We start from the raw sequence: 19,783 nt of genomic DNA on the forward strand, positions 1-19,783 counted from the left end.
AAACTACCCAAAGTTAATTTAGAATTATCATTTCTCCAAAGTGCCCGGTTTTTTTTTCATTATTCAGATTGATTTGTTAATTATTTTTTTTAGTTTGTACATAACAAAATTAAAAAAATTATGAACGATGGAAAATTAAAGTTACCAAACAGCACTTCTTTCTTTATAAATTCAATTGGAATTGTCGTAATCTTTATGGTTCTAAAAGAGTTACAGAACATTTTTATTCCTTTGCTGATAGCCTACTTCCTCTTTTTTGTTTTCTCTCCATTAAACACTTTGCTTGGTAAATATAAAATACCACTTTCCGTTTTAGTCATCCTGGATTTGCTGATTATAATCTTTCTGTTCGGAGGAATCACTTCTGTAATTATTGATTCCTTTAGCCGGTTTGTTCAGCAGCTTCCCCAATATGAATTAAAGCTTAACAGCATCGTATCATCAACTACACTTTCGTTGGGGATGAAAGATCCTAAGTTCACAAATTTCCAGGCTTCAAAATTTTTAAATGAAACAGATTTTAGTTTAATTGCCGGAAATCTTTTCTCCTCCACTTTTTCTTTTTTAGGAACACTGCTGTTTGTAATTTTCTTTTTCATCTTCGTAGTAACAGGTCATCAAAATTTTTACAAAGCTTTATCAAAAAGATATTTTAAGAATCGGCAGAGCGAAGAAGCTTTTTCTCTTAAAAAAGAGGAGAATTTTTTAAAAAATACTTTTAAAGAAATTACAGATCAGGTTCAGCGATATGTGCTTACAAAATTTCTTACCAGCGTTCTAAGTGGTGTAGCTGTAGGAATTATCTTGTGGATCTTTGGGGTTGATTTTTTAATTATCTGGGCGGCTTGCGCTTTTCTATTAAATTTTATTCCGGTTGTAGGTTCAATAATCGCCGTTGCTTTGCCTTCGATGATGGCGCTTGTTCAATTCGAGTCAGTATCCTATGCACTTATAATAGCGTTAATAATTATAGTTGTACAGAACATAATAGGAAATTTCCTGGAGCCAAAAATATTTGGAAACAAGCTGGGACTTAATCCACTTGTTATTCTACTTTCATTGCTGCTTTGGGGTTATATCTGGGGGATTGTTGGTATTCTGCTTTCCATTCCGTTAACTGCAATAATAAAAATTATTATCTCACGGTCAGAATCACCAAATCTTAAAATGTTAAATGATTTAATGAGTAGTTAGCTTTTTAATTAAAATAAAATTAGTGTGCGTTCCCTTCAAATGCAGAATCGGCTTTTTGTGTATGCTCAAGAGCGTTATCCAAACAGGCAAGAATATCGTTCACGTTCTCTATTCCAACAGAAAGCCGCACTAATCCATCCGTAATACCGGCTGCGGCTCGCGCTTCTTTACCCATCGATTGATGAGTCATACTTGCAGGATGCTGAATTAAAGATTCTACTCCACCAAGACTAACGGCAAGCTTACATAGTGTAACTGAGTTCATCATCTTTTCGCCAGCCTCATAGCCGCCTTTAACTTCAAAAGAAATTATTCCACCAAATCCATCCTGCTGTTTCTTTGCAAGTTCGTATTGTGGATGATTTGGTAATCCGGGAAATTTCACCCATTCAATTAAAGGATGTTTTTCCAAATGTTCTGCAACTGTTTGTGCATTCTCGCAATGTTTTTTCATTCGCAAGGATAAAGTTTTTATTCCTCTGTGAACAAGGAAAGAATTGAACGGATCAATAACTCCACCAAGCTGGTTAAGCACTTTTCTAAAATGTTTATACGTTTCTTCATCCTTCACAATAATAATTCCGGCAACAACATCTGCGTGCCCATTTAAAAATTTCGTCATACTGTGTAGAATTACATCGGCACCAAACTCAAATGGTCTTTGCAGTACAGGACTTAAAAATGTATTATCAACTACGAGCTTTGCTCCTGAGTTGTGCGCAATTTTTGCCGCTTCTTCAAGATCTGTAATTGAAAGTGTTGGATTGGCAGGTGTTTCTACATAAACTACTTTTGTGTTTGGCTTAATTGCCTGTTTAACCAATTCCAGGTTGGCTGTATCTACAAAAGTTGTTTCAACTCCAAAGCCAGCCAAAATTGTACTAAGGAGCGTGGTTGTTGGACCATACACGATAGAAGAACAAACAACATGATCTCCAGCTTTTAGCAGCGCGGCAAAGACCGTGTGAACCGCCGCCATACCGCTTGCACAGCCAAGCGCTTTATAGCCGCCTTCAAGCTGGGCAACACAATTTTCCAGCGCTTCAACAGTGGGATTCAACATCCTTGTATAAATGTATCCTTTTTCCTTTCCGGCAAAAAGATTTGCTCCATGTTGTGCAGATTCAAATTCAAATGTAGAAGTTTGATAAATTGGTGGAACCACTGAACCAAATTCATATTTACCAATTCCGGAGTGAACACATTTTGATTCGATGTTTAGCGAGGATGTATTTTTCATGAAATGCTCTTTTAATTCTAATTGATGGAAATTTCTTTACCGTGTTTTATAATCTCCGAAGCGAAAGGATTTGATTCATCAAAGTCAGCCGTCTCAATCGGGTGAGGTTCAATGCGGGTATCGATTTTTCTTGTTAAACGCAACAGCACCATTTGCGCTTCAATTAAATCAGGATTCCACTTGGGGGCAATAATAGCTAAATCTATATCGCTATATTCTTTAGGATTTCCTTTTGCAAATGAACCAAAGAGGTATGCTTTCTCGAAAAAAATATTTTGCGTTTTTAGAAAAAACAAATAGCGTTTGCTTATTTCTATTACTTCATCAATTCCTGTTTCAGCCAATCTCTTAATTCCTTTATTATTTCAGTATACTTTAATGTAAATTCTTGTGTACACTTTTTATAAAAATCAATCTTCTTTTCTTCATATCTCGTTTGAATATTAAATGAGGTTATATCAGCCAGCCACGAAAATTGTTCGTCTGTTAATTTAAGATTTGCGAGCTCTGCAAGTCTTTGTAGGTTATGTATTGGAGGCGGGTTTATTGAATTCAATTTTACAAATATCGCTTTAAGCAACTTCTCAATGACCAAATGCCCAATAAATAGCGACCAATCATATTGTTTGGAATTATAGTTAACTTCCATAGAAATGAAATTTCTATCGGAGGATTCAATCCAACTTTTAATTATTTCTTCTTTGCTCATTTTATTTATAAATCCAAACTCTCTTCAGCTTCTCCTGTTGTATCGTCTGCATCATTTTTAATTTCAGCTTTTCCATTCTCACCAAGATCTTCATCTTCGGATATTACTCTTGCAATGTCAGCAATCGAATCGTCTTCGTTTAGGCGGATCAATCGGACACCTTGAGTATTTCTTCCCATTACTCTAAGCTCTCTTACGCTTTGACGAATAACCATTCCGTTCTTTGTGATAATAACAAGCTCGTCATTATCATTAACTTCGCGGATCGCAATCATCTTTCCATTTTTATCGCTTGTCTTAATCGTAATAACGCCTTTTCCACCGCGATGTGTAATCCTATAATCTTCTATATCTGATCGTTTACCATAGCCTTTATTTGTTACCACCAATACTGTTGTAGCACGATTAATAACAACCAAACCAACAACAACATCTCCCTTACCTAAGCGAACTCCGCGCACGCCTGTTGCTGTTCTCCCCATATCTCTAACATCTTTCTCGTTAAAGCGGATTGCCATTCCATTTCGAGTTCCCATAACGATGTCGTTATTTCCTTCCGTCCTTTTTACTTCTATCAACCTATCGTTAGCATTCAGATTGATAGCTATTATTCCGCCTTTACGAACATTTGAGTAAGCAGAAAGAACTGTTTTTTTTATCGTTCCCTGCTCGGTAGCCATTATAAGGTATTTATCATCGCTAAATTCTTTTACTGAAACAAACGCAGTTATGTTTTCTTCTTTTTCTTTTTCAAGAAGATTTATAATTGATCTTCCGCGGGATGCTCTGCCGCTTTCCGGTATCTCATGAACCTTCAGCCAGTAGCATCTTCCTCTATCAGTAAAGAAAAGAATGTAGTTATGGGTAGAGGCGATGAACATATGTTCAATGAAATCATCTTCTTTTGTTCCTGCACCTGTTACACCTTTGCCGCCGCGTAATTGTCTGCGGTATCCACTAACAGGAAAACGTTTTATAAATCCGCTGTGCGAAATTGTAACAACAACATCTTCTTCTGCAATTATATCTTCAAGAGAAAACTCCTTGAAGTCTTTAATAATCTCCGTTCTTCTTTCATCGCCATATTTTTCTTTTAGTGCAAGAAGTTCCTGGGTGATAATGTAATATCTTTTTTCTTCGCTTTGAAGTATGTTGCGCAGTTTCTCAATCAACTTAATTACTTCTTTGTATTCATCTTCAATTTTCTTTCTTTCAAGTCCGGTTAACCTTTGCAGGCGCATGTCAAGAATTGCTTTAGCCTGAATTTCTGAAAGCTTGAATTTGCGCATCAAGTTATTTTTAGCGGTTTCAACATCGCGTGATTTTTTGATTGTATCTATAACATCATCAATATTATCCAGCGCAATAATGTAACCTTCTAAAATGTGCGCTCTTCTTTCAGCTGCATCAAGTTCATACTTTGTTCTTCTAACAAGAACAACCATCCTGTGGCTGATGAAATGCTGCATCATTTCTTTAAGAGTAAGAATTTTTGGCATTCCTTTAACCAGCGCAAGCAAAATTACACCGAAAGTAATTTGCATTTGTGTGTGCTTGAATAATTGGTTCAACACAACTTCCGGCTGTGCATCCCGTTTCAGCTCAATTACAATTCTCATTCCGTCGCGGTCAGATTCATCCCTGATATTTGAGATATCCGTAATCTTTCCTTCACGAACCAGATCGGCTATTTTTTCAATCAAGTTTGCTTTATTTACCTGGTAAGGAAGTTCGGTTACAATAATATTTTCTCTTTCGTTCTTAAGCGTTTCTACGTTAGCTTTTGCACGAACGATTATTCTGCCTCTACCAGTTGTGTATGCTTCTTTAACTCCTTCGTACCCAAAAATTATTCCTGCTGTTGGAAAATCCGGTGCGGTTATATACTTCATCAATTTTTCTACTGTAATTTCCGGGTTCTTGATAAGTGCAACTAAACCATCGATAACTTCTGTAAGATTGTGTGGAGGAATATTTGTTGCCATTCCAACTGCAATACCGCTTGCTCCATTTACTAAAAGATTTGGTAAGTAAGATGGAAGAACTGTCGGCTCTTGAAGTGATTCATCAAAGTTATTTGTAAAATCCACCGTGTTTTTTTCAAGATCGCGAAGCATCTCATCTGCAATTCTAGAAAGGCGTGCTTCAGTATAACGCATTGCCGCAGGGGAATCACCATCTACAGAGCCAAAATTTCCCTGCCCATCTACAAGCGGGTAGCGGAGAGAAAATTCCTGAACCATTCTTACCATTGAATCATAAACGGCGGTATCACCATGTGGGTGATATTTACCGAGAACTTCTCCAACTATTCTTGCGGATTTTTTATATGGGCGATTGTATGCCAATCCGAGATCTGTCATTCCGTATAATACTCTGCGGTGCACAGGTTTTAAACCATCTCGTACATCAGGCAAGGCACGGGAAACAATAACAGACATTGCATAATCGATGTATGAGGATTTCATTTCCTCTTCTAACGAAACAGGAACTATCTTTTCAAAAATTGTAGCCATAAAAATTTACTTTATTCTTATAAATGAATTAAACTTTATTTGTGATTTTTTTTTCGACGAACAAAAAAAGGTCGTTTACTTTTTCTAATATTTCTCTTCTATTTAATCCTTCTTCTTCAAAGAACAAATCATATCTGTATTCAACTGCAAAATCATTTAGAGCTTGCAAGTCCTCTAAATTGTCTGGAATCTCAAATTTATTTTCAAATATTTGATTGAACAATAAACTCAAGTCGTGTGTTTTTCTAAATTCAATTGCATTCAAACAAAGTAGCGCTTTAAGGCTTTTCTCAACAGCCTGTTGGGCATGAAACCCAAATACTTCATCATGAAACATCTCTTTGTTTTCCAACATTCCCTTTAATGCAAGAATATCTTTTCTGGCTAAAAGCAGTAGTTGCTCTGAATATTTTTTATCGCTCATATAATATTTTCCCATTTCTCAAACTACTGCCAATAATATGATTCAAGGAATCTTTCCAAAATTCAAATTCCTTTTCATCATATATCAAAATGTCTTTGGAAATTTTATATTTTGATAATTTTTCTCTGATTCTTTGAATTTCTTTTCTTCTGGATCTTTTCTTTGAGAAAGGACTTTTTTCAATAATCAACAAATCAATGTCAGAATTTTCATTTTCTTCACCTCTGGCAAAAGAACCAAAAAGAATTATTTTCTCGGGTTTTGCTTCGCTGACGATATCTTCAACAATATTTTTTAATGTTTCCGAATACATAATTTTATACTTTAATTTCTCTACACATCAAGATTTTTTACATACTTTGCGTTCTTCTCTATAAACTCTCTTCTTGGTTCAACCGCATCACCCATAAGTGTTTCAAAAATTTTATCCGCTGCTGCCGCGCTTTCAAGATTAACCTGAAGAACTGTTCGTGTTTCTGGATTCATTGTGGTTGACCATAGCTGCTCCGGATTCATTTCTCCAAGACCTTTATATCGCGAGACCTGAACTCCCTTCGGCGATCCTTCTTCATCAACCGCATCCTTATCATCATTTCCGCCACTTGATTTATATCTTTTTAAAATGATGTCTCTTTCTTCATCATCAAAAGCATAATTCTCTTCTTTCCCTTTTTTTATTTTATACAACGGCGGCTGAGCAATATAAATTTTTCCATCGGTTATCAAATCGTGCATATGTCGGTAGAAGAAAGTTAACAACAGCGTTCTGATATGGCTTCCGTCTACGTCAGCATCCGTCATAATAATAATTTTTCCATACCGAGCTTTCGATGAATCAAACTCCATCCCTATACCAGCGCCAATAGCCGCAATGATTGTTTTAATTTCATTACTTTCCAGAATTTTATTTAGCTTGGCTTTTTCTACGTTAAGAATTTTTCCTCTCAAAGGAAGTATCGCTTGAAACCTTCTATCGCGCCCTTGCTTTGCGGAGCCACCGGCAGAATCACCTTCGACTAAATAAATTTCACAATGCTCGGGATCGTTAATGGAGCAATCTGCAAGTTTACCAGGAAGGTGCATGCTATCAAGTGCATTTTTTCTTCTTACAAGTTCTTTTGCTTTTCTTGCGGCTTCTCTTGCTTCTGCGGCACGAAGGCATTTCTCAATTACTTTCTTACCGATGGCTGGATTTTCTTCAAGGTATTCTGATAGCTTTTCTCCAACAATAGTTTCAACAATCGATTTAACTTCGCCATTGCCAAGTTTAGTTTTCGTTTGTCCTTCAAACTGAGGTTCTGCTACTTTTACGGAGATTACTGCTGTTAATCCTTCTCTAAAATCATCACCTGATAATGTAATCTTTCCTTCTTTTAAAAGATTGTTTTTATAAGCGTAGTTGTTTAAGGTTCTTGTTAGTGCTGTTTTAAAACCGATCAAATGCGTTCCACCTTCGGCTGTATTTATGTTGTTCACATAGGAAAAAATATTTTCTGAATATGAATCGTTGTATTGGAATGCTATTTCCAGCGGTGTGTTTTCTTTTTCTCCTTCAATATAAATTGTCTTGTGAAGCGGTTCCCTTGTTTCATCAAGATATTTTACAAACTCAATCAAGCCGCCTTTAAAATGGTACGTGGCTTCTTCGCCGCCGTTTCTGGTATCAATTAATTTAATTACTACGTTTTTATTTAAATAAGCAAGTTCTCTCATTCTTTCTGCAAGAGTATCAAACTTAAATTTGAAACTCTTAAATATTTTAGAGTCCGGCAAAAAAGTTACAACAGTTCCTCTATCGTCTTTTTTTGCTTTCCCAACTTCTTTAACTGAATATTTAGGATCTCCTCTTACATATTCCTGGCGATATACTTTTCCATCTCTTGTTACTTCAACTTTCAACCATTCAGATAGTGCATTAACAACAGAAACACCAACACCATGTAAACCACCGGATACTTTATATGTTGATTTATCAAACTTTCCTCCGGCATGGAGCACCGTCATAACAACTTCAAGTGCTGAACGTTTTTCTTCCGGATGCATATCAACAGGAATGCCGCGCCCGTTATCTTCAACACTAATGCTTTCATCTTTATTAATCGTAACGATAATTTTATCTGCAAAGCCACCAAGCACTTCATCAATGCTGTTATCAACAACTTCATTTACTAAATGATGCAAACCACGCGCACCTACATCACCGATATACATTGCCGGGCGTTTTTGAACGGCTTCGAGCCCTTTTAATACATTTATATTTTTTGCGGTATAATCACCATCGTTCGTTACCTGTGTCAACTTTTCTCCTTTATATTTTTCAATTTCTATTAAACTGGCTTATTGAATATGATATTGTTCTAAGTATAATAGAATAATTTAACTACGCTAAAAATTTTACGGATTTAACCACGATCTCTCCGTAATGATCATTTATTCTTTCTACAATTATTTTTTGATGAAATTTTAACTCGCTGCGCCAAACAGAATTTTCAACTCTTAAAAAAAGAATTTCTTTTTCAAGCTTAACGGCACTGGCAATATTTTTTAAATCTGGAAATAAACTACCAAACAGACTTACAATATCCGACTGCTTTACAAAAATTCTAATATTGGCTAAAGCCTCATCTTTTTTAAACACTTCATTTATACTTCTGAAATCATGCATATGCAGCCGTTCCTGAATAAACTTTAATTACAAGGTCGCTATCAGATTTTTTTAAAAATGAAAAGTTTGAAAAATCAGTAAGCGTAATAAATGTTTGTCCAAGTTCACTTAAGTGTTGGCTAATTCTTGCCGATCTATATGCGTCAAGTTCTCCAAATACATCGTCCATTAAAAAAATCGGATTTCTTCCTATAGATTCTTTCAAATAAAAGTATTCAGCAAAACGCAACATAATTTGAAATGTTTTATGCTGACCTTGTGAACCAAATTTTTTTAAATCCATTTCATTTATTCTAAAAACAAAATCATCCCGATGCGGACCAACCAGGTTGGTTCCTCTTCTTATTTCATCTGGTAATTTCTGCTCTAACAATTTTTTATATTTAATATCGATTTCATCTTCAGAAACTAATTCGTTTAAATACTCGTAAAGAATTATCGGGTTTTCACTTCCTTCCATAATTGATTTGTATGAGTCTTTTACAAATATTGAAAACTCATTAACAAATTTTAATCGGTGCTTAATTAGTTCTGTTCCTGTTTGGATTAATTTTTCTGACCACGCATCTAATTGTAAAAATAAGTTCTTGTCATTTGTTTCTTTTATTTGATTTAAAAGCGCCGATCTATGTCTAAGTGTTTTATTATAATCTAAAAGCAGTTGTAAATAAGTTTGACTCGCTTGAGAAATTATTGAATCAACAAATTTTCTTCTTTCTGCTGGTGCTCCTTGTGTTATGCTGTGATCGGCTGGAGTTAAAATTACTATTGGATATTTTCCGATTATGTCTGCTGTTTTATAAATCTGTTTTCCATCGACAAATAAATTTTTTCTACCTTCTGACTGAGAATAAAATATTCTTACTTTATTTTCGGTCAGGTTGCTAAATAAACCGGTCACTTCAAAAAACGAGCTATTAAAACTAACAAATTCGCCATCAGCATTAGAATTAAAATTTTTTGATGTACACAAATAATAAACTGCTTCCAGAATAGTTGTTTTTCCCTGCCCGTTACCCCCGATTATGTAATTTATATTTTCAGAAAAATTTAGATTAGTGTCTTTATGTATTCTGAAGTTTTTAAGTACTATATTTTTTAATAACATTTTAACTATTTAAACGGACTGGCATTAATAGCATCACCAACTCTTCATCTTCTTTTGTTTTAACTGGTTCAACAATTACTGCTTTAGTTGGGGAGTGAAGTTTGAAAATTATTTCCTCTTCACCTTGTAGATGCCCAAGCATATCGTTAACATAAGTTGAATTGAATCCAATCTCCATTGGTTCACCGGCGTATTCGCATAAGATATTTTCTTTAGCGAACGAACCCTGATCTAAATCTTCTGCAGAAACTTCAACATTATTTTCGGTAATTGTAAATTTAACTTTACGTGAAGTAGTTGGAGAAAATAAAAGCATTCTTTTAATTGTGGAATGTATTTCTTCAGTTTTAATTTTTAATTTGTTTTCATTTTCAAATGGAATTACGCTGTTATAGTCTGGATATTTCTGACCGATTAATCTTGTTATAAATTCAATATCACCAACTTTAAATGAAATATGTGTTTTGCTAAGCAGCATTCTAACATCTTTCTCTTCCAATATTTTTATTAGTACGGAGATTGCTCTTTCCGGAATAATATATTGTTCTGTTAATTCTGTTTTAACATTTTTCTTTAGCAAATTAACTAATCTGTGTCCATCAGTGGCAACTATTCGCACACCTTCTTCAATAAACTCGAACAGTGTACCCATCATAGCAGGGCGCATATCTTCTTTACTCATTGCAAAAGCAGTTTGCTCTATCGCTTTTTTAAGATCACTACCACTAATAATTACTTCTCCTAAAGATTCTTTTTCGGTTACATTTTCTGGAAAGGTAGGTATGTCCGGAAATTCTTCGGGTAATAAATAGCTTATTGTGTAATAACCATTTTCTGTTTTAAGATTAATTTTGCCTGCTGGTGTAACTTCAAAATGAATTGTAGTTTCTTTTAACGAACGAACAATATCATAAAGTAATCTTGCTGGTATTACAATTTTAATATTTTCTTCGGAAACTACATTAAGCGAAGACTTAAGAGCTATTTCTAGATCAGTAGCTATAATGGCAAGTAATCCATCTTTCAAATCGAACAAAAAATTCTCTAAAATCGGCATTGGTGTACGAGAAGGAACAGCAGGAATAATTTTAGTTAGAAGTTTTTCAAGAGACTTACTGTTAACCTTAAATTCCATTATATTATCTCCGTTTTGACAGTTAAAATTACCGAATTTAGATAAGACATTCAATTTTTAATTAAGTAAAAACATATGAATTTTATACACACCTTTATTAATTTTCTTATATAAAAATATATTTGAATAAAGAATAATTATAAGAATACTGTTAATATGTTGATTGTATAAAATAGTTAAGTTTTTATTTCCTAAAACGATTTTTCTAACCAACCATTATGTTAGTAACTTGAATAAAAACACTTGGTTATTAACGGTATGTTAACAAGTATGATTTCTTAACTATTTATCCACTCGTAATTAACAGTTAACCAACACTCAATTCTATTCTGCTTTTAATTGAGTTAATGGTTTCTTTCAATGTTGCATCTGTCTCCATCAAGGTTTCTATGCTGTTATATGAGTGAATAACAGTTGAGTGATCTCTTCCACCAAAATGCAATCCAATAGTTTTTAAAGATGATTTTGTTAATTCTTTTGAAAGATACATTGCAATTTGTCTAGCTAAAGCAACTTCTTTTTTACGATTCTTATCCCGGATTTTATTTTCTTCAACGTTTAGTATCTCACAAACAACTTTAGTAATATATTCAATTGAAATATTTACTTTTCTATTGGTGGCTATTTCTTTAACAGTTTTTTTTGCTAATTCAAAATTAATTTCTTTAGAGTTCAAGGAAGAACTTGCCAATAATTTTATTAAGCAACCTTCCAACTCGCGAATATTGGATGTAATATTAGTCGCTATATATTCTATTATTTCTGAAGATAGAAATATTCCGTAGTTCTCACTTTTCTTTTTTAAAATGGCAATACGTGTTTCAAAATCTGGTGGTTGAATATCAGCTGACAATCCCCATTGAAATCTTGAAATTAGTCTTTCGTTTAATCCTTTCAGATCTTTTGGGGGTTTATCGCTCGAAAGAATAATTTGCTTGCCTGATTGATGAAGCGTATTAAATATTTGAAAGAATAAATCTTGAGTCTTTTCCTTTCCGATAAGAAATTGAATGTCATCAATAATCAAGACATCCATGTTTTTATAAAAGGCGGAAAATTCATTAACAGTATCCGATTGAATGGACTCAACAAACTCTACGGTAAAAGTATCAGCAGAAAGGTAGATTGTTTTTTTGTTTGGCAGTGTGTTACAAACTCTGTTTCCAATAGCTTGAATTAAATGAGTTTTGCCTAATCCAACACCACCATAAATAAAGAAAGGATTAAAAGACGTTTCTCCAGGATTATCAGCAATAGCTAAAGCAGCAGCTCGTGCTAATTGATTTCCTTCACCTTTTATGAAATTCTCAAATGTATAACGAGGATTTAGATATGATTCAAATTGTTGTTTATCTTCTATGGGCAACTTAACTAGTTTAATTTCTGGGGCAGTGGAACGTAGAACTTCATCATCGTTATAAACATGTTCCTGCTCGGTAGAAATTACATAAATGAGTTTTGTTTCTGAACCAAATACCTGAAGCAATGTTTTGTTTATTAAAGTATTATAATGTTCATCAATCCATTCAATAAAAAAATTATTAGGAACCTGAATCTTAAATGTACTGTTTTCTACTTGAAGCGGTTTAATAGGTAAAAACCAAGTATTATAACTTAAAAAAGGTACGTTTTCTTTTATTATTTTAAGACACTCTTTCCAGACTAATTTGGAATCATTACCGCTTACAAGAGAAACATTTTCCATAGTTATCAACAATTAAGTAAAGTATTTCTGATAAAAATCAAGAAAATTTTAGGGACAAATTTATAACAATAAAATCCGTAAACAAATTGTTAACAATTAACACCAACACATAAACGATAATATTTTAACGGTTTAATTGCCGTCGCTTTTGAATAATCACCACAAAGCCATCTCTTAAATGTATTGGAAAAACATTTTTTATAATGTGAAACCGTTCCACATAGCACCAGTATTAACAAGTTATCAACATTGTCTTTGTCGTTTTATATCAGTAAAAAAATAGAGACAATTAGTTTTGAGAGCAAATTAATTTTGATGTTTTAATTAAAATATTTTTCTTACAAAGAAGAAATGGAGAGACTTTGTTCAAACAATGATATATTTTTATGAGAGTAATTATAAGGAAAAATAATTGGATCGAGTAAAAGTTGTTATAACCGGTGGAGCAGGTTTTATAGGTAGCCATATTGCTGAATATTGGATGAAAGAAAATGCTTCAGTTCATATAATAGATGATTTAAGATCGGGGTTTAAAAGAAATATTCCCCAATCTTCATTTGTAAAGTTTTATCAGGGTAGTATTACAGATAAAAAACTAGTTGAAAAAGTTGTTGAAGGAGCAGATTACATTTTCAACCTTGCGGCATTGGTAAGCGTTCCAGAATCAATTATTAAACCAAAAGAATGCATTGAGATTAACGTAATTGGCTTATTAAATATATTAGATGCCGCTAAAGCTGCGGGTGTAAAAAAAGTTGTTCACAGTAGTTCGGCAGCTGTTTATGGTGATAATTCAGAATCGCCTAAATTCATATTTATGAAACCACAACCAAAAACTCCTTATGGAATAACTAAGTTAGATGGCGAATATTATTGCCAAATGTATTTTGAAAATTTTGGCTTACGAACAACATCTTTACGCTATTTTAATGTTTTTGGTCCAAGGCAAGATCCAAAAAGTCAATATGCGGCTGCAATTCCTATCTTTATAAACAAAGCGCTTAAAAATGATCCTATAGAAATTTTTGGAGATGGTGAACAAACAAGGGACTTTGTTTTTGTTAAAGATGTAGTTTTTGCAAATGTATTAGCTGCACAAAATGAAATTTTTAATGGGACATTGAATATTGCAAACGGTTCTTCAATATCTATTTTAGAAATTGCAAAATTAATTATTAAAGAAACAAACAGTAAAAGCAAAATTGTTTTTAAATCTGAACGCCCGGGAGATATTAAACATAGCCTGGCATCTATTAAAGATACTGCTGAAATTCTTAATTTTGTTCCAAAAGTCGATTTAATGCAAGGATTGAAAGAAACGATAAGATATTTTTTACAAGCAACATCATAAAACATGAAAGATAGAAAAATAAAGTTCTATATGGTAAGTCTTTAAACCTTGTAACTTTACCTGTATATGCGTATTTTTTGAACCTTTAGAAGATAAGGTAAAGATTATGAAGAGAACATTTCAGCCTAGTAAAAGAAAAAGAGTGAATAAACACGGATTTAGAGAACGAATGAGCACTAAAAATGGACGTGCAGTTCTTTCTAGAAGACGTGCAAAAGGTAGAAAAAAATTAACAGTAAGTGACGAGAAATAATAGTCTTGAAAAATTTTGGTCTTTCTGCTAATGAAAGAATCAAGAAAGCAAAAGACTTTAGAAAAATTTATCTTGATGGTAAAATTGTTTACTCAGAAGATCGAAAACTTAAAGTAACATTTTTAATAGAAACCAATCAAGATAAACCAATTGTTAAAATTGTTGCAGCAGTTTCTAAAAAAGCCGGAAAAGCAGTTTGGAGAAATAGAATTAGGCGGTTAATTAAAGAATCTTACCGTCTTAACAAACACGGATTCCTGGAGGCTTGCAAAGAAAAAAAATTATCACTCTTTTTAATTTTTACACCTTTAGGTTATTCTCGATTAGTAAATAAGAAAATAAAACTTAGAGAGATAATGCCCGGCGTAATTGATATTCTTATCAAATTAAAGTCGGGCTTGTAAGATGCGTTTCGTTTTTGTTTACTTTATAAAAATATATCAGAAATTAATATCGCCCCTGTTTCCTCCTTCTTGCCGATTTTATCCTTCTTGTTCTGAATATAGCAGACAAGCATTTGAAAAGTATGGCGTCTTTAAAGGAGGATATAAATCTGTTTGGCGTATTTTAAGATGTAACCCATTTAACAAAGGTGGTTACGATCCTTTATTATAATTTGGAAATCTAATGGATAAACAAACAACCATAGCCTTTGTCATAATTGGTGCAATCTTAATAATATGGCTTTACTTTAATAATCCTGAGCCTCCAAAGCAGGATATTAAGAAAGGACAAGATACCACACTAATAAATGTTGAAAAACAAGCGAAGGAAGATTTACTGGTAAAAGATAAACCAATTCCAGCAAATACTGCTGTACAAAAAGATACCTCCTACCTCGGGAAAATTTTCAACCAGTCTGTGGATAGTGGAAAAACAATAACGATTGAAAACAGTTTAGTAAAACTGGAATTGAACAGTACCGGTGCGCGCATTAAGAGATATTTCCTAAAAAAATACAGAACCTGGTACGCAAAAGACGAAAAAGATTTTTACCATAATCATGTTCAGTTAGTTAACGAAAAAAGTGACGGTGACTTTAATCTTGTATTTGTCTCCAAGGATGGAAAATTAGTAAATACAAGTGAGGCTAACTTTAACACCGATGCAAACAATTTTTATTATAATTTAGGTGAGAAAGATTCTTTAAAAATAGGATTTTCAATTCAGATAGGAAAGAATAGTTTTATAAAGAAAACGTATTTCTTTAAAGGAAATGATTACGCCTCCAGGTGCGATGTTGAAATGATTAATATGGAAAACATCATAAGCAATTACCGGTATGATGTTGTTTGGGGAAATGGAATTAATTTTGTTGAACATAATTCTACTGACGAAGCAAATTATTCTAACTCCAGTTTGTTTTCTGCTGGTGAAGAAACGATTGTAAATGCATCTAGTCCAAGCGAAACAGTTAATAAAGAAGTTAATGGTAAAGTTGAATGGATCGGTGTTCGAAATAAATATTTTGCTGTTATAATCGCTCCGGATAAACCAAACGAAGAGGGTGGCGCTTCAATTGAAGGAAAGCAAAAGCCAGTTGGCGGCGGAGTTATTGAATATTATGATACAAGACTTAAAATTCCGTTCGAAAATAAAAGTTACCAGAAAAACTCCTTTTTAATTTATATCGGACCAGTCGAATATGATATCCTAAAAACTTTTGGTAAAAAATTTGAAGCCATCGTGGACTTTGGAAGTTTTTTTGGTTTAAAATTTCTTATAAGACCAATTTCTGAATATGTACTTTTGCCGCTGTTTAAATTTCTCCATCTATTTATACCAAATTACGGAATTGTGATTATTGTATTTTCACTGATTATAAAAGTGGCGCTTCATCCTTTAACCAAAAGCAGTTTGAAATCGATGAAGAAAATGCAGTTACTGCAACCTAAAATTGCAGAGCTAAAAGAAAAACTTAAAGATGATCCACAAAAATTAAATAAAGAAACGATGAAACTATATTCCACATACGGAATAAATCCCGCAGGTGGATGTTTGCCAATGGTTTTACAAATGCCAATTCTTGTTGCATTGTGGGGACTGTTCAACGTAGCCATCGAACTGAGACAAGCTCATTTTATGCTGTGGATAAACAACCTGTCTTCCCCGGACGTTATTGCTACACTACCTTTCAGGTTGCCGATTTTCGGAATAAATCAGATTAGTGCACTACCGTTAGCGCTTGGAATAACAATGTTTCTCCAGCAGAAAATGTCTATAAAAGATCCAAGCCAGAAGGCGCTTGTTTATATGATGCCCGTGCTTTTCACTTTAATGTTTATGGGCTTTCCTTCAGGATTAAACCTTTACTATTTTATGTTTAATTTATTTTCGATAGCACAACAGTATTATGTTAACCACCATCATTCAAATATTGAATTGGTACCTGTTAAAAATCCTAAAAAGTCTGGTGGATTTATGTCTAAGTTAATGGATGCGGCAGAAAAACAATCGCAAAAGACGGCTAAGAAAAAATAGTATTTTGTGTTTTAAAAAAAAGATTGTTGGGAAATTAAAGCATACTAACTTTGGGCAAATAGGTGTGCTGGTAGTTTTGCTATAATATAATTTTATCGCTGAGTAAAATAGTTTGCCAAAATATAATCTCAGAAAGCATTGTTGGTTTAAGAAATACTTCGTAAAAAGGGTTCAATAGCAATTCAAAACTGCTTTTATATTAAATGATAAAACTGTTTAAAATATTTTTATCAACGCTCCTAATAGTTGCCGGTTCAATTTTCCCACAGAATAAAAGTATTATTTCTTTAGATTATACTTACAAAAAAATCCCTTTCGGGCTAACTCAAAAAGTAATAAAACAAGAGCCAACAGTTTCGTTAGTGCTTAGCGGTGGAGGCGCAAGAAGTGTTTCTCAAATAGGTATACTCCGTGCTTTTGTAGAAAAAGAAATTCCAATAAATAGAATAGTTGGAACAAGTATGGGTAGCATACTTGGTGGATTCTATGCTGCGGGATATAATATAGATGCGTTGGATTCCATAGCCTCGTTAATCCCCTGGGATGAAATTTTAAAAATTAAAAGCTCCTCTAACAGAAAAGATCTTTTTGTCGATCAGAAAATTACAGAAGACAAAGCTTTATTTGTTTTGCGTCTTGAAGGGTTAAAACCACTACTTCCAACTTCAGTTAATACTGGCGAACTATTATCAAGTTATTTGAACCTGCTTACTCTAAACGCACCAATTCATACCAGATCTAACTTTGATGAATTAAAAACAGATTTTAATGCTGTCTGCACCGATTTAATAACCGGAAAAATGGTTGTATTAAATAAGGGTTCATTAAGTCTGGCAATGCGCGCAAGTTCAAGCATATCGCTATTAGTTGCTCCTGTTAAAATGGATACATTACTCCTTGCTGATGGTGGCTTAGTGGCAAATATCCCCGTTAAAGTTGCAAAAGATTTGGGAAGCGATTTTATTATTGTCTTAAATACTACTAGTCCGTTGAATACAGCCAAAGAATTAGCTTATCCCTGGAATGTTGCAGATCAAATTGTAAGTATTCCAATGCAACTTTTAAGTATACAGCAGCTTCAATACGCAGATGTAGTTATTGCACCGGACCTGGGGAGGAAAAAGAATAACGATTTTACAAATCTGGATTCTTTAGTTAACGCAGGTTATAAAGCAGCGCAACCGATGCTTAATGATATTGAGCAAAAAATAAGGTTGTTATTCAGAAAAAAAATTGACGAAAAAGAGTTTTACTTAAAAAAAGTTTTTTACAATGAAAATGCTCTTCCTATCGAAAGACCATTTCTTTTAAAATACTCGCATAAAGATTCTGTAAGTAATTATGAAATCCTGGACGACATTTACACTCTCTTTAAGTCGGGCGATTATGATGACGTTTTTGTTGAAACACAACCGGTTGGTGAAGGAACAGAAGTAAGATTTATACTTAGAGAAAACACCAAAATAAAAAATACTTTAGTTGATGGTATATCACTTTTTCCTAAAGAACAAATAGATTCGATTTTAATTGATTTGCAAAATCAACCATATAATGCCGGGAAGATTTCTAAGAAATTAATTGTAATTCTAAATCTATATCGTAAGCGCGGCTACTCACTTGCAGAAGTTGAAAACATTTTTTTCAATAAAGAAGAAGGTTCACTCGAAATAAAATTTTCAGAAGGAAAAATTTCAAGGATAGAAGTAGAGGGAAATAAAAAAACGGCATTCTGGGTTATCCGAAGAGAATTACCATTCAATGCGGGTGAACTATTCTCTTATCAGAAAGTCGAAAAAGGACTTTCTAATTTAAGAAGCATAAATTTGTTTAATGATATAAATCTTGTTGTTGAAAAAGAGGGAGAAGAAAATGCGCTTCACTTTATTGTTGATGAAAAACCCTCCCAATTAATAAGATTTGGGTTACGTATTGATAACGAAAACCTTACACAGGTAAATGTTGATGTACGAGATGAAAACTTTGCAAAATCAGGGACTGAACTTGGACTGATGTTTGGTGGTGGTTTAAGAAATCGTTCATTTATTTTGGAACATAAAGCGAATAGAATTTTTGATACGTATCTGACTTATAAAGTGAGGGCTTTCTATGAATTTAATGATGTGTTTGTTTATAAAGATGATTCTTCCTTTTCGGATCGGAAATTTTCACGTTCAGAAAATGGGGAATATCGTCAGATTTTTAAAGGATTTTCTATTGGTTTAGGCGCCCAGGTTCAGCGGTTTGGAAATCTAATTTTTGAGGGCAGGTACCAGTGGGATGAGATTAAAAATAAACAAGATTATAAAGGGGATATTTACAAGAAAAAATTAGTCAGTCTTCTAATTTCATCAACCATAGATTCGCAGGATAAATATCCTTTTCCTGGTAAAGGAATGCTGGTAAAAGCCTTTTACGAAACTGCCCAAAAGCTGCTTGGTGGTGATGTTAGCTATACAAAATTTTATTTTGATTATCATGGTTTTTTATCATTATATGACTCGCATACAATAATCCCAAGACTTACAATTGGAGTTGCAGACAACACCCTACCGCTAAGCCAGCAGTTTTCTTTGGGTGGGCAAAATTCATTTTTTGGTTTGCGGGATTATGATTACAGGGGAAGGCAAATCTTTCTTACATCACTTCAATATCGGTACAAACTTCCCTTCAGCGTTTTCTTTGATTCATATATTAGTTTCCGATATGATTTGGGTTCTGTTTGGACAGATAGAAAAGAAATTAGATTTAAAGATCTTAGACATGGTGCCGGTGCAACTTTATCCTTTGATACACCGCTTGGTCCTGCGGATTTTTCCGTTGGTAGAAGTTTTTTATTTAAAGGAAATTTGAGCGATAGGATAAAATGGGGTACCGCTTATTTCTACTTTACGATTGGTTATTATTATTAGGATCAGCGATTAATGTTCGGTTAATAATTAATCGTAATCACCAAATTATAATTTCTCAATCTCAGTTTCTGCCCGTATCCAATTCAACAATTA

Annotated in this window: 18 protein-coding genes; 7 read left to right on the forward strand and 11 right to left on the reverse strand. The window is 33.5% G+C overall.

Translation table 11 applies throughout. The annotated features are described in order from the left end of the window. Window positions 1–120 precede the first annotated feature (120 nt). Entirely contained in the window at window positions 121–1,194 is a 1,074-nt protein-coding gene (locus NTX22_07875; GenBank protein MCX6150421.1) for an AI-2E family transporter, read from the forward strand. A gap of 19 nt (window positions 1,195–1,213) precedes the next feature. Here NTX22_07875 and NTX22_07880 read toward each other — a convergent pair whose 3' ends face one another. The 11 genes from NTX22_07880 to dnaA all read right to left on the reverse strand — a co-directional run bounded on the left by NTX22_07880 (window position 1,214) and on the right by dnaA (window position 12,696). Beyond that, window positions 1,214–2,434, reverse strand: coding sequence for an aminotransferase class I/II-fold pyridoxal phosphate-dependent enzyme (locus tag NTX22_07880; GenBank protein MCX6150422.1), 1,221 nt, complete (start codon window positions 2,432–2,434; stop codon window positions 1,214–1,216). A gap of 17 nt (window positions 2,435–2,451) precedes the next feature. Next, the gene (locus NTX22_07885; protein MCX6150423.1) at window positions 2,452–2,778 is read right to left on the reverse strand and encodes a nucleotidyltransferase domain-containing protein; all 327 of its coding nucleotides are present in this window, start codon (window positions 2,776–2,778) and stop codon (window positions 2,452–2,454) included. Next, window positions 2,751–3,143, reverse strand: a complete 393-nt coding sequence (locus tag NTX22_07890; GenBank protein MCX6150424.1) for a HEPN domain-containing protein — start codon at window positions 3,141–3,143, stop codon at window positions 2,751–2,753. The genes NTX22_07885 and NTX22_07890 overlap by 28 nt, the downstream gene beginning before the upstream one ends. A 5-nt stretch (window positions 3,144–3,148) precedes the next feature. Next, window positions 3,149–5,659, reverse strand: a complete 2,511-nt coding sequence (gene gyrA, locus NTX22_07895) for a DNA gyrase subunit A (protein MCX6150425.1) — start codon at window positions 5,657–5,659, stop codon at window positions 3,149–3,151. 28 nt (window positions 5,660–5,687) lie between these two features. Further along, window positions 5,688–6,083 carry a HEPN domain-containing protein gene (locus tag NTX22_07900; GenBank protein MCX6150426.1) on the reverse strand — a complete coding sequence of 132 codons (396 nt, stop codon included), beginning with the start codon at window positions 6,081–6,083 and terminating at the stop codon, window positions 5,688–5,690. Continuing rightward, the gene (locus NTX22_07905) at window positions 6,073–6,396 is read right to left on the reverse strand and encodes a nucleotidyltransferase domain-containing protein (protein ID MCX6150427.1); all 324 of its coding nucleotides are present in this window, start codon (window positions 6,394–6,396) and stop codon (window positions 6,073–6,075) included. The genes NTX22_07900 and NTX22_07905 overlap by 11 nt, the downstream gene beginning before the upstream one ends. 20 nt (window positions 6,397–6,416) lie before the next feature. Continuing rightward, window positions 6,417–8,381 (reverse strand): DNA topoisomerase (ATP-hydrolyzing) subunit B, encoded by a 1,965-nt coding sequence (gene gyrB / locus NTX22_07910; GenBank protein MCX6150428.1) that lies wholly within the window; start codon window positions 8,379–8,381, stop codon window positions 6,417–6,419. An 82-nt stretch (window positions 8,382–8,463) separates the two neighbouring features. Beyond that, window positions 8,464–8,748 carry a DUF721 domain-containing protein gene (locus tag NTX22_07915; GenBank protein ID MCX6150429.1) on the reverse strand — a complete coding sequence of 95 codons (285 nt, stop codon included), beginning with the start codon at window positions 8,746–8,748 and terminating at the stop codon, window positions 8,464–8,466. Further along, complete coding sequence (gene recF / locus NTX22_07920; GenBank protein ID MCX6150430.1) at window positions 8,741–9,856, reverse strand: DNA replication and repair protein RecF; 1,116 nt, start codon at window positions 9,854–9,856, stop codon at window positions 8,741–8,743. The genes NTX22_07915 and recF overlap by 8 nt, the downstream gene beginning before the upstream one ends. 1 nt (window position 9,857) lies before the next feature. Continuing rightward, a complete protein-coding gene (dnaN, locus tag NTX22_07925) occupies window positions 9,858–10,991 on the reverse strand; it encodes a DNA polymerase III subunit beta (GenBank protein ID MCX6150431.1) in 1,134 nt (377 codons plus the stop codon). A gap of 307 nt (window positions 10,992–11,298) precedes the next feature. Beyond that, on the reverse strand, window positions 11,299–12,696 hold the full coding sequence (gene dnaA, locus NTX22_07930; GenBank protein MCX6150432.1) for a chromosomal replication initiator protein DnaA: 1,398 nt from the start codon (window positions 12,694–12,696) through the stop codon (window positions 11,299–11,301). A 412-nt stretch (window positions 12,697–13,108) separates the two neighbouring features. Between dnaA and NTX22_07935 the strand changes: the two genes are divergently transcribed. The 6 genes from NTX22_07935 (at window position 13,109) to NTX22_07960 (ending at window position 19,690) form a co-directional block, all read left to right on the forward strand. Beyond that, window positions 13,109–14,047 (forward strand): NAD-dependent epimerase/dehydratase family protein, encoded by a 939-nt coding sequence (locus tag NTX22_07935; GenBank protein MCX6150433.1) that lies wholly within the window; start codon window positions 13,109–13,111, stop codon window positions 14,045–14,047. Window positions 14,048–14,153: 106 nt separating this feature from the next. Continuing rightward, window positions 14,154–14,300: a 50S ribosomal protein L34 gene (gene rpmH, locus NTX22_07940; protein ID MCX6150434.1), complete on the forward strand. Its 147-nt coding sequence runs from the start codon at window positions 14,154–14,156 to the stop codon at window positions 14,298–14,300. Between the two features lie 5 nt (window positions 14,301–14,305). Then, a complete protein-coding gene (gene rnpA / locus NTX22_07945; protein ID MCX6150435.1) occupies window positions 14,306–14,704 on the forward strand; it encodes a ribonuclease P protein component in 399 nt (132 codons plus the stop codon). Window position 14,705: 1 nt separating this feature from the next. Further along, a complete protein-coding gene (gene yidD, locus NTX22_07950) occupies window positions 14,706–14,915 on the forward strand; it encodes a membrane protein insertion efficiency factor YidD (GenBank protein MCX6150436.1) in 210 nt (69 codons plus the stop codon). 12 nt (window positions 14,916–14,927) lie between these two features. After that, window positions 14,928–16,781: a membrane protein insertase YidC gene (gene yidC / locus NTX22_07955; GenBank protein MCX6150437.1), complete on the forward strand. Its 1,854-nt coding sequence runs from the start codon at window positions 14,928–14,930 to the stop codon at window positions 16,779–16,781. A 203-nt stretch (window positions 16,782–16,984) separates the two neighbouring features. Next, complete coding sequence (locus tag NTX22_07960; GenBank protein ID MCX6150438.1) at window positions 16,985–19,690, forward strand: BamA/TamA family outer membrane protein; 2,706 nt, start codon at window positions 16,985–16,987, stop codon at window positions 19,688–19,690. The last annotated feature ends 93 nt before the right edge of the window (window positions 19,691–19,783 follow it).

This window comes from Ignavibacteriales bacterium (assembly GCA_026390815.1).
Classification (GTDB): Bacteria; Bacteroidota; Ignavibacteria; order Ignavibacteriales; family SURF-24; genus JAPLFH01.

Bases quoted from the DNA above. Each gene is read 5' to 3' on its own strand.
- NTX22_07875 (MCX6150421.1), top strand. From the start codon at position 121: ATGAACGATGGAAAATTAAAGTTACCAAACAGCACTTCTTTCTTTATA.
- NTX22_07880 (MCX6150422.1), bottom strand. From the start codon at position 2,434: ATGAAAAATACATCCTCGCTAAACATCGAATCAAAATGTGTTCACTCC.
- NTX22_07890 (MCX6150424.1), bottom strand. From the start codon at position 3,143: ATGAGCAAAGAAGAAATAATTAAAAGTTGGATTGAATCCTCCGATAGA.
- gyrA (MCX6150425.1), bottom strand. From the start codon at position 5,659: ATGGCTACAATTTTTGAAAAGATAGTTCCTGTTTCGTTAGAAGAGGAA.
- NTX22_07900 (MCX6150426.1), bottom strand. From the start codon at position 6,083: ATGAGCGATAAAAAATATTCAGAGCAACTACTGCTTTTAGCCAGAAAA.
- NTX22_07905 (MCX6150427.1), bottom strand. From the start codon at position 6,396: ATGTATTCGGAAACATTAAAAAATATTGTTGAAGATATCGTCAGCGAA.
- NTX22_07915 (MCX6150429.1), bottom strand. From the start codon at position 8,748: ATGCATGATTTCAGAAGTATAAATGAAGTGTTTAAAAAAGATGAGGCT.
- recF (MCX6150430.1), bottom strand. From the start codon at position 9,856: ATGTTATTAAAAAATATAGTACTTAAAAACTTCAGAATACATAAAGAC.
- dnaN (MCX6150431.1), bottom strand. From the start codon at position 10,991: ATGGAATTTAAGGTTAACAGTAAGTCTCTTGAAAAACTTCTAACTAAA.
- dnaA (MCX6150432.1), bottom strand. From the start codon at position 12,696: ATGGAAAATGTTTCTCTTGTAAGCGGTAATGATTCCAAATTAGTCTGG.
- rpmH (MCX6150434.1), top strand. From the start codon at position 14,154: ATGAAGAGAACATTTCAGCCTAGTAAAAGAAAAAGAGTGAATAAACAC.
- yidD (MCX6150436.1), top strand. From the start codon at position 14,706: ATGCGTTTCGTTTTTGTTTACTTTATAAAAATATATCAGAAATTAATA.
- yidC (MCX6150437.1), top strand. From the start codon at position 14,928: ATGGATAAACAAACAACCATAGCCTTTGTCATAATTGGTGCAATCTTA.
- NTX22_07960 (MCX6150438.1), top strand. From the start codon at position 16,985: ATGATAAAACTGTTTAAAATATTTTTATCAACGCTCCTAATAGTTGCC.